The sequence below is a fragment of the Chryseobacterium sp. genome (assembly GCF_041914225.1).
Classification (GTDB): domain Bacteria; phylum Bacteroidota; class Bacteroidia; order Flavobacteriales; family Weeksellaceae; genus Chryseobacterium.
In genome coordinates, this window is sequence record NZ_JAYSDT010000044.1 from 23,145 (window position 1) to 33,511 (window position 10,367).

The following is a 10,367-nucleotide window of genomic DNA, read 5'->3' on the forward strand; positions in this document are numbered from 1 at the left end:
TTATTGAAATCTGTTCAATGATACTTCTTCATGCAACGGAACATTTTCTTCAATAAAACGGAATAAATCCCTCGAAAAATAGCAGCCATTCAGAATACCACGAGCTCCCAGTCCGTTAAAAACATACAGATTTCCGAATGTCTGATGCCTGCCGATAATTGGTCTTCTGTCTTTTACTGTTGGACGGAATCCAAAATGTACTTCTTCTACTTCAAAATCATACGGATAAAATTCAGAGAGCCCATTGACTAATTGTGCCACCGCAGATTCATCAATATGGTGGTGAAGCTGCTCCCGATCGTATGTTCCTCCATAAAAATATAGCCCATTTCCGGTTGGGAACAAAAAGTGTTTCTTCTTAATGGTGATATTTTCGGGAATCGGTTGGGAAAGTTTCACTTTTATATGGTGTCCTTTGTTCGGATTTACTGTAATTTCAGAAAAATATGGATTATCTTTTACTCCCATGCCTTCGCAGAAGATTATATTTTTGAAGCTAAAATCCTTACAGACCGATTCAGAAGGGTTCAATTTCGTATAATCAAATTTTTCTTTGATCAAATGACCATTTTTTTCAAAATAACTGAATAGACCAATGAAAAAACCATTGACATTAAGTCTGGCAGACTGATTCACCTTTCCGGAGAGAAAATCGTTTTTTACTACGTTTAAGCGATCAAAATTTTTGTCAAGGAAATCTGATAATTCTTCATTTTCCGATTTTTTAAGCCAGAGATTCTGTTCGTTCTCATCATGAAAAATTCTGTGGATAGGAGCATTGATCAGGTAATTCTCTCCTGTATAGGATTCTATTTCCAGAAGACTTTCTTTCAGAAAATCTATTTGTTCCTGTGCTTTCCAGAATGTAGTAAACTTCTTCAAGACTACCGGATTGATAATTCCTGCCGAAACCTGAGAAGCACTTTTTCTTCCTTCGGAAAAGATCACAAAAGATTTGTTATTTTTAATCAGCTGATGAGCCAGAAAAAGTCCCGCATATCCGTCTCCAACAATAATATAATCTACATTTTTCATATGAGAAATTTCATTTGTTTAAAGGTCATATGTAATCGCCTATTTCATTGATTGTTGATCGGTAATAAACAAAGGGCGATTTCATAATAAAAAAAACCTGAGTAAAAATACTCAGGTTTTCTATAAATATCAAGTGAAATCTAGTAATTCCACATATCATTTTCCATTTCAAGAATCTGTGCTTTGATTCTGTCACTTTCTTCCAGCTGCTCATCTGCATTTTTAGGAATATAGTCTTTGATAACACCATCTCCTAAACCGCTTGAAGATTTATAGATAATAGAAGAAAATCTTCTTGCATTGATAACATCATCGAAAGATAGATCAGCAGACGAATTTTTTCTGTTGAAAACATAATTGTTTGCTAAAATATCACGAGCACTTGGGTAATAAATCCAGAATAAATCGATCAATTCATCAGCTCCGGCCAGAGGCTGGCCATCAGGACCAATTCTTCCGACAGATGTAGGATCCGGGCCCATAGCAGCGATACCAAGTGGTCTGTACTTCATCTGACCATCTCTTTTATCGATAAACCACATACCCATTATTTTAAGAACTTTTACTTTATCAGTAGTAGTTCTGATGATATCTGTAAGTCTTTTCTTCTCGTCTTCTGTAAGTGTTCTTCCAGAGTTCAGGATATCGATAGCTTCTTCGTCAAGTCTTACACTTTCCAGTCTTTTCTGAATGGCTTCAGGTGAAAGTCTTGTAACAAAGTTTTCATCATCATAAACTTCTTTGATGTCTCCTTTAAGAGCTCCATCAAGTAATAACTGATATAAAGATCTTGTAGAACTTGAAAGAAGACCATCCGGATTATCATAATAGAACGGCTGGTTGATCTTATCATTCATATCAATGATTTCCCAAACAAACATACTTTTGTAAATATCCTTGTCATCAACGAAACCATATTCAAGAGGCTTTACTTTATTGCTGATAACAGTATCCCCTGCTTTTCTCATTGATTCAGCTCTCATCTGTCTGAATTCCTCAGGAGAAGCAGCATTCAGAATAGTTTGGGAAAATGCAAATCCCGAAACTAAAACGAAAAGGGTGCTAATATATTTTTTCATAATATGATTTTACAAATTAACCTTATTGAACATTAATAATTACAGGTGAAATTTCCTTAAGCCTTTGGTTTCCAAGCCCTGTAGCTGTCGCCTGAATATCATAGATTTGAACTACATCACCAGGTCTAAGGTTTCTAAGCATACCTTCTGCTCCTGATAATGAGCTACCCTGAATCAGAGTACCTGCTTTTCCTGGAAGCTTAATAATAAAGCTGTTAACAGTGAATGAAACAGGGAAATCAAAGTCTGGTAAAGTAGCAGTAACAATCTGGTTAGGTATAGAACCTGCCGGCATAAAGTTTACAGCTTTACCTCTGATCTGACCTTGTGGTCTTGGGATATTCTTAATTCTATATTCAAATACTTGAGAAACTGTTTTACCATATGGATCTGTTCCTGATAATGTCAACTTCACTACATTTCCTGTAGTAGGAGTAACATTCCATTTACCCTGACCTGTACTCTTCACAGTAGCTCCTGCTGCAGATAATGAAAGTTTAGAATTGTCAGCACCTAAGATTGATCCTGAAACAGGGTTCTCAAGTCCTCTATACATTACATTCATCTTATCAGCAGAAAGCAATAATCCTTTTTCAAGTTTTACTTCTCTTGGTCCTGCAATTACATTATAAGTATGCGTCCAAGGGAAAGACTGTGGCTTCCCTGAAGCATCTGTTAATGTAATAGTTCCTCCTAGTTTATGTTCACCGATTCCGGAACCTGAAATCTGCATGATACCTTTACCGTTTTCAACTTTGCTTACTCCAGAAATGCTGATCTTGTTACTGTTAGAATAAGTTCCCAACATTACTTTTACTTCAGCCTGTTTTCCTGCCTGGATATCTACCGGACCTGAAACAATAGGCTCATAGCTTGAGAATTTGATATTCGCATCTACTTTTTCCTGAAGTAATAGTGCCAATGCATCCGACTGAACGTTTCTGGCATCATTTTGGATAATTTCCAGATTAGATATTGCAGCAATTAACGGCTGATGGTAAAATTTATTCTGGAACCATGTCTTTTCATTTGGAGATGTTCCTTTAGGATACTCCGCAATAAGAGACTTATTAGCTCTGGCTACTAAATCCTGTAACTGAGAATTGCTTCCAAAAGTAGTATTGATGTAGTTTCTTACGTCATCAATTTTAGCTTTCAGATCTAATGCATTCTTCGAAGGGGTATTTTCATCTCCTTCTTTAAAGAAGTATTCAGTTGTTGCTTCATTGTTATTCAATGCAGCAAAGTTCTCACTTACATCAATATCTTTTCCTGTTTTAGGATCTTTGTCATGAAACTCAGATTGTTTCTTCAACAAATCTTTAACATCCTGAGCAGATTTTACCAACACATCAATTTTGGTTTTCAATACTTTGTACTGAGCCCAAGGCTGTGCGTAGGTATCCGGAACCTGCTGAGCTTTAGCTTCCAGCGTTCTTTCAAAGATCTTTTCGTTCTTTCTTTCTGTTAAAGTTCTGGTCTCATTCAATGCTCTGGTAGAGTCATAGTATGATCTGATGATTTCTGCATCAATATTTAGGGCCATCATCGCGATGAACACCAAATACATCAGGTTGATCATCTTCTGACGAGGGGTCTGTTTTCCTTGTGCCATTCTCTTTTCTTTGTTTTTTAATTAAGTAGTTAAATTTAGAAATGGTTAGGAATTAAGACTTCATAGCAGTTAGCATACCACCATAAACTCTATTTAAGTTATTAAGATTAGTTGTTAAACCTTGTAGCTCTTGATTGAATTTCTCAGACTGCTCTGCAGATTTCTGCATATCTGCAACATACTTGTTAGCAAATTCAGATTGTCTCTTACCGCTTTCAAGTTGCATTGCATAAAGAGCATTCATGCTTTCCATATGCTGGGCAGCTTTGTTTAATTGTTCGTTATATTTATGTGTAGAAGCAGATACGTCCACAGTTTGGTTGATCTGATCAACAGAGTTTGAGAATTTATCAATTCCTGTTCTTAATCTTTCAAATAACTGAACGTCTAATCTTGCGTCTTCAAGCATCTTATCCAATTTGCTGGAAAGAGAGTTTTCCAATTCAGCAAACTGAGCACTTGTATTTTTAGTGGTTACATTAGAGTGTAAAGGGTTTGGGTTGGCGTGCTTATCCAATAATTCAGGATAAACATTTTCCCAGGCATAAGACTCCTCAGTTTTAGGTGGGTCAAATGCGAAAATGATAAAGATAATCGCTTCAGTAATAAGCCCTACTGTAAGAGCCATATTCCCGTTAATTGGTCCCAGTGTAATGTGAGTAATTTTAAGCCAAGCTCCAAGAATTACAATTGCAGCACCGAATGAATAAAAGAAATTCATCCAAGCATCTTTAGTCTTAAACATATTGAGTTAGTTTTTTTAATATTAAATAAAATTGTTATGAAAAATTGTCTGATTAGTTTCTGTTAATTCTTCTTGGCTTAACAGCTGCTTCAGGAATATCCTGTACAGTTCTGAATCCGATATAGCTTCTTGCGGAATCTTTTCTTTCCCAATCTCTTGCACCTGTCATTAGCGCATACCCTATATCTTTCCAAGATCCACCTCTTACAGATTTCTTCGTATCTAGTTTATCTTTAGTAGAAGGATTTAATGTAGAAGTAAATCCAGCTGAAGAGTTGTTGTATGAAGATGATGTCCACTCAGAAACGTTTCCAGCCATATCAAATAACCCAAATCCATTTTTCTTAAATTTCTTAACTGGAGCTGTATATGTATAAGTACCTTTTTTCTCGTCTTCCATGTAGTTACCTCTCTTAGGTTTGAAGTTAGCCAGGTAGCAACCTCTGTCATCCATTAAGTATGGACCACCCCAAGGGTAAGTAGCATTTTGCATTCCACCTTTTGCAGCGTATTCCCATTCAGTTTCTGTTGGAAGACGGAACTCTAATGGTCTTTGTTTTTTTCTTTTTAAACTTTCGTTGTAATCTGTTTTCAATTTAGATCTGAAGTTACAATAAGCCCTTGCCTGATCCCAGGTAACCCCAACAACAGGATAGTCTTTGTAAGCCTTGTGCCAGAAATACTGTTCAAACAATGGCTCATTGTAAGCAAAGTGGAAATCTTTTACCCAAACTGTAGTATCAGGATAGATCGCGATACTTTCGCTTTTCAGATAATTAGCTCCTCTTTCGTTATCAGCAACTGCTGCATCCATATCTCCCCAACGGTAAGTATATTTAAGCTTGCTTACATCTAAAATTCTTTCGTTTCCGATTCTTGAGGAAGTAGGCAGATACATAGATTCTAAAACTTCTGCGTATTCTACATCCGGATATTTTGATGTGCTCCAGTGTAAAGGAATTTTCCAATCTAACCTTTTGCTTGCATCATAGCCTCCGTCTTCCCGGCCACCCTGGCCTTCCATATATTCTTGATAAGGTGTTAAATTTTCTTCTTTTTTAGCAAGGTATGCATAATCTCCTATGCTTGCCCCTTTACGTCCGCCTTCATCACCACCTTCTCCGGCAGCTTCAGCAAGTAAAGTTCTCGCGATAGAGTCTCTTACATAATTGATAAATACTCTGTATTCTGCATTGGTAGTTTCTGCTTCATCCATGAAGAAAGAAGAAACAGTAACTGTCTTCAATGCTGCTTTTTCAGGTGTATTTGTCGGATCCTGGTCTGCTAAACCAGCAACAAACGAACCTGCAGGAATTGCGACCATTCCGTATGGTCTTTCCGCAACAAATGATTTAGTTTTTTCTCTTGGTATCAATTCTCCTTTTGTTCCTGGCTTCCCTACAGAAGAGCTGCCACCACCTGAACAAGATACCGATGCTACCGACGCAGACAATAATAAAAGAAATATCCTTTTCATGTTAATTTTTATAATTAAGTCGTAAATATATAATTTTTTTAAGAAACTTTTAAGATTTTTTTTGAAATAACGGAAGAAATCTAAATTTATTTTATTTACAACAACTTTTTATTCCACGGTAACAGATTTTGCAAGGTTTCTCGGCTGATCTACGTTGGCTCCTCTATAAACCGCAATGTAATAAGCAAGCAGTTGCAGAGGTACGGAAGCAACGATTGGAGAGAAACATTCTGAAGTTTCAGGGATTTCGATAACATAATCTGCCATTTCACTCACCTGACGGTCTCCTTTATTAACTACAGCGATAATTTTTCCTTTTCTCGCTTTAATTTCCTGAACATTACTTACAATTTTATCATAGTGACCTTTTCTTGGTGCTATAATAACAATCGGCATGTTTTCATCGATCAGGGCAATCGGACCGTGCTTCATTTCTGCAGCCGGGTATCCTTCTGCATGGATATAAGAAATTTCTTTTAATTTTAATGCTCCTTCTAAGGCTGCAGGATAGTTGTATCCTCTTCCTAAATAAAGGAAATTGGTAGCTTTCACAAAATCTTTCGCAATATCCTGTGTAAGCTCATGAGTGGTATTTAACACTTCTTCAATTTTCTTAGGCATAGCATCAAGCTCAGCAATTAAGCTCATGAATTCTGCATTTCCTAAATTTCCATTGTGTTTTCCTAATTTAAATGCAATTAAAGTAAGAATGGTAAGCTGCGCTGTAAATGCTTTTGTAGAAGCAACTCCAATCTCAGGACCGGCGTGTGTATAAGAACCGGCATCTGTAATTCTTGCAATGGAAGAATCTACCACATTACATATACCATATATAAATGCACCTTTTTCTTTGGCAAGTTTTAAGGCAGCCATTGTATCAGCAGTTTCTCCGGACTGGGAAATGGCAATTACTACATCTTTATCTGTAATAATCGGGTTTCTGTATCTGAATTCTGATGCATACTCTACCTCCACTGGTATTCTCGCATATTCTTCAATCAGATATTCTCCGATAAGACCTGCATGCCATGAAGTACCACACGCAATGATGATAATTCTGTTTGCATTTTTGAATCTCTCCACATGATCCCAGATTCCTGCCATTTTGATAATTCCTTCATCAACAAGAAGTCTACCTCTCATTGTGTCGTGTACAGATTTAGGCTGTTCAAAGATTTCTTTAAGCATGAAATGCTCGTAACCTCCTTTTTCTATCTGCTCAAGACTCAGTTTAAGCTCCTGAATTTCCGGCTCAATTTTAGAGTTCTCATTGATGGTTCTGATATCTACCCCGTTTTCCAGAGAGATTGTTGCCATATGACCTTCTTCAAGATAAATGGCTTCTTTTGTAAATTCTACGAAAGGAGAAGCATCAGATGCAATAAAGTATTCTTTATCCCCGATTCCGATTGCCAGAGGAGAACCTAATCTTCCTACCACCAATACTCCCGGGTAATCTTCATGAAGTACAGTAATGGCATAGGCTCCGTATACTTCATTCAATGCATATCTTACTGCTGTCGGGAAATCAATTTCAGGATTAAGATCCATAAAATACTGGATAAGGTTCACCAATACTTCTGTATCTGTTTCTGATTTGAAAGTAAATCCTTTTTCAGTAAGCATTGTTTTAATCGTATCATAGTTTTCGATGATACCATTATGTACAATTGCTATTTTTCCGTTGTTTGACAAATGCGGGTGGGAATTTCTGTCACTGGGAACTCCATGGGTAGCCCAACGGGTGTGCCCCATTCCAATTTTAGACTTTCCTTTCAGTTCTTTGGAAATATTCACCAAATCTTCCACTTTACCTTTTGTTTTTTCTACTTCCAGCTTGTTATCTGGACTTTCCAAAACAATTCCGGCACTGTCATACCCTCTATATTCCAATCTTCTAAGACCATTAATTACAATTTCATAAGCGTCTTGAAAACCTGTATATCCTACTATTCCGCACATATTTTATTTTGTCTAGTGTTGTTTGTTGTTTATTTTCTTCTATTTTTTCGTACCATAAGTCACCAGTAACTGGATTCTTTTTGGATTGGTATTCGTTTTATCTACTCCTGTAAGAATAATTCTGTTCATGTCAAATGCTCTTGTCGTATTACGAACTCCTAAAAGGGTTCCTGTAGGATTTGTAACAAATGATCCGGCAGTAATTATTAATGGTTTATTTTTAATTAAATTCCCATCACTGTCTTTTACTCCTTCAACAAGATCCTTAATTGTTTTGGTTACTACAAAATCATAATAGCCAGGATTTTCTTTGTAATAATACAATCCAAGCCCGTTTGTCAGGTCTGATGTGAATTTCAGTGCTGATGTCGAATAATCGATAGCTCCATTATTTAATGTATTGGTTAAAAGCGTAAACCTGCGGTCTTCAGTAGAGCCTGTATTTTTCCATGTTTCAGGATCCAGGTACACTCTGATCTTAGCACTTACAATACCTGCTTTATCTTTATTATAAACATCCTGAAGTTTAGCAATAGTCTCATCCTGAACTTTTATTATCACGGAAGGTCCACCCATTCCCTGAACAAAAAGCCTTGCATCACCATCATTAGGATTACTCGTAGCCAATGCAGATGCAACAGTTGAACCAGATCTGCTGTATTCATACAGTCCCAGATGCGCATTAGCACTTCCTAAGTTGAAATTAAGTGTTGTCTGTGGTCTTGTGGTAGTTCCGTTGTCTGTTTTATCATATTTATAATACATGATAAGCTGCAGATCATTAGGAGAGAACTGGTAAAGATATTTATCCGTTTCATCCACAGAAATTTTTATTCCTTTAAAATATCTGATAAAGTTAGCAGCATCCTGAAGTTCAGGCTTTCCTTTTTTATCAAGAATGTGAGTCTGGAAAAAGTCTGTATTGCTCAGCTTCATTCTGAATCCAAGGTTTCCTGTAAATACGACTGAATTGTCAGATTTTTTTGTAATGGATACGGAACTTATTTTACCGTCAAATACTCCTGAACCTAACAGTTCTCCAGTACTTATCACTTTATTGGAACGTTTGAAACTGTCATCATTTGCATCTATGAACGTGGTTACTTCGTGTACATTGATTTTCATTGTTTTTGAAGCCACTTTACCGTATTTACGAACCGGATAAGTTTTCTTCTCAATGGAAACTGCTGTAGCTACTCCATCTACCGGGAAATTGCTTTTATCAAATGTATTTGTTTTCAATGAATCGCTTTCAAAGAAATAAGTATTCGCCGTTGTATTCGCTGGTGGTCTTACTACAAGGACTACAGAATCTACTTTTGGATTTGCTCCGTTAAAGTCATAGTTATCTACCGGCATTCTCAGCTGAGTAACATAAGAAGCTCTCTGCATCCCGAACTGGTTTTCAGTAAAAGCTCCAAGAACACCAACATAAGTAGCAGCACCTGATTCGTTCAATCCGCTGATCAGCCTTGAAGCATCACTTTTGATGGAATCTTTATTATCATAATTGTATGCTATAACGGGATATGAAATTTCATTGCCTTGTACTGCATCACCATTAAACAGCTGCTCACCAAGAGAATCCGGATCAGGTTCACAGTTATGAAGGAATGTACTTCCGAAAAACGCCATCAAAAGTATGGCGAAGGTCTTTTTAAGATTATGAGTCATTAAAAATGTGTTTTTAATAAATTTGATTTATAGAATCTATGTCAAGATATTCCGACTTTTGAGTTGCGGTTTCATTGAAAGCCTTATCCAGGTCTTCATCCAGAAACTCATCCCCCTTTACAACGGCATCCACATAGTTCATACTCTCAATAACAAAACTTTTAATTGTTGGGTTATCTAACGCTTTTAATCCTGAAATATTATCAAACTGCAGCTTTTCGTTGATCTTTTTATCCAGATCAGCATCTTTCTCATTGTAAAGAGAAAGTACAATTTTAGCGTCTTTGAAATAAGTATCTGATTCGTAGTAAGTTTTAAGATAAATGGGAACAAAAGAGGACATCCATCCATTTAAATGAATAACATCCGGTACCCAGTTTAGCTTCTTAATGGTTTCAATAACCCCTCTGGCAAAGAAAATAGCTCTTTCGTCATTGTCTTCGAAAGGGTTTCCTTCATCGTCGAAATAATATTGTTTTCTTTTGAAGTATTCTTCATTGTCAATAAAGTAAACCTGAAGTCTTTCCCCCGGAAGAGACGCTACTTTAATGATCAGAGGCTGGTCCAGGTCATTGATAATAATGTTCATCCCTGAAAGGCGGATTACCTCATGAAGCTGGAACTTTCTCTCACTTATTTGTCCAAATCTTGGCATAAAAACTCTTACATCATTGCCTTCTTGGTGCATCTTAAGTGCCATTTTGTTTACCACTGCAGCCATATTTGTATCTTCCTGATATGGATACATCTCTGTAGTAATGTACAGTATTTTTTGATTCG

General features: G+C 36.6%; 8 protein-coding genes. All 8 read right to left on the minus strand.

The features are described from left to right. Entirely contained in the window at positions 1 to 1,035 is a 1,035-nt protein-coding gene (locus tag ACE3RB_RS16210; protein ID WP_374465159.1) for an NAD(P)/FAD-dependent oxidoreductase, read from the minus strand. A gap of 140 nt (positions 1,036 to 1,175) precedes the next feature. Continuing rightward, the gene (gene gldN / locus ACE3RB_RS16215) at positions 1,176 to 2,114 is read right to left on the minus strand and encodes a gliding motility protein GldN (protein WP_002984710.1); all 939 of its coding nucleotides are present in this window, start codon (positions 2,112 to 2,114) and stop codon (positions 1,176 to 1,178) included. Between the two features lie 22 nt (positions 2,115 to 2,136). Next, entirely contained in the window at positions 2,137 to 3,729 is a 1,593-nt protein-coding gene (locus ACE3RB_RS16220; protein ID WP_374465161.1) for a GldM family protein, read from the minus strand. Between the two features lie 52 nt (positions 3,730 to 3,781). Next, positions 3,782 to 4,474, minus strand: coding sequence for a gliding motility protein GldL (gene gldL, locus ACE3RB_RS16225; RefSeq protein ID WP_374465162.1), 693 nt, complete (start codon positions 4,472 to 4,474; stop codon positions 3,782 to 3,784). Positions 4,475 to 4,526: 52 nt separating this feature from the next. Next, positions 4,527 to 5,951 (minus strand): gliding motility lipoprotein GldK, encoded by a 1,425-nt coding sequence (gene gldK, locus ACE3RB_RS16230; RefSeq protein ID WP_002984714.1) that lies wholly within the window; start codon positions 5,949 to 5,951, stop codon positions 4,527 to 4,529. A gap of 108 nt (positions 5,952 to 6,059) precedes the next feature. Further along, the gene (gene glmS / locus ACE3RB_RS16235; RefSeq protein WP_374465163.1) at positions 6,060 to 7,913 is read right to left on the minus strand and encodes a glutamine--fructose-6-phosphate transaminase (isomerizing); all 1,854 of its coding nucleotides are present in this window, start codon (positions 7,911 to 7,913) and stop codon (positions 6,060 to 6,062) included. A 39-nt stretch (positions 7,914 to 7,952) separates the two neighbouring features. Further along, on the minus strand, positions 7,953 to 9,587 hold the full coding sequence (locus ACE3RB_RS16240; RefSeq protein ID WP_374465164.1) for a DUF4270 family protein: 1,635 nt from the start codon (positions 9,585 to 9,587) through the stop codon (positions 7,953 to 7,955). A gap of 13 nt (positions 9,588 to 9,600) precedes the next feature. Then, positions 9,601 to 10,367: glycogen/starch synthase (locus tag ACE3RB_RS16245; protein ID WP_374465165.1), on the minus strand; the 767-nt coding region annotated here is incomplete at its 5' end.

Bases quoted from the DNA above. Each gene is read 5' to 3' on its own strand.
- glmS (WP_374465163.1), bottom strand. From the start codon at position 7,913: ATGTGCGGAATAGTAGGATATACAGGTTTTCAAGACGCTTATGAAATT.
- ACE3RB_RS16220 (WP_374465161.1), bottom strand. From the start codon at position 3,729: ATGGCACAAGGAAAACAGACCCCTCGTCAGAAGATGATCAACCTGATG.
- ACE3RB_RS16210 (WP_374465159.1), bottom strand. From the start codon at position 1,035: ATGAAAAATGTAGATTATATTATTGTTGGAGACGGATATGCGGGACTT.
- gldK (WP_002984714.1), bottom strand. From the start codon at position 5,951: ATGAAAAGGATATTTCTTTTATTATTGTCTGCGTCGGTAGCATCGGTA.
- ACE3RB_RS16240 (WP_374465164.1), bottom strand. From the start codon at position 9,587: ATGACTCATAATCTTAAAAAGACCTTCGCCATACTTTTGATGGCGTTT.
- gldN (WP_002984710.1), bottom strand. From the start codon at position 2,114: ATGAAAAAATATATTAGCACCCTTTTCGTTTTAGTTTCGGGATTTGCA.
- gldL (WP_374465162.1), bottom strand. From the start codon at position 4,474: ATGTTTAAGACTAAAGATGCTTGGATGAATTTCTTTTATTCATTCGGT.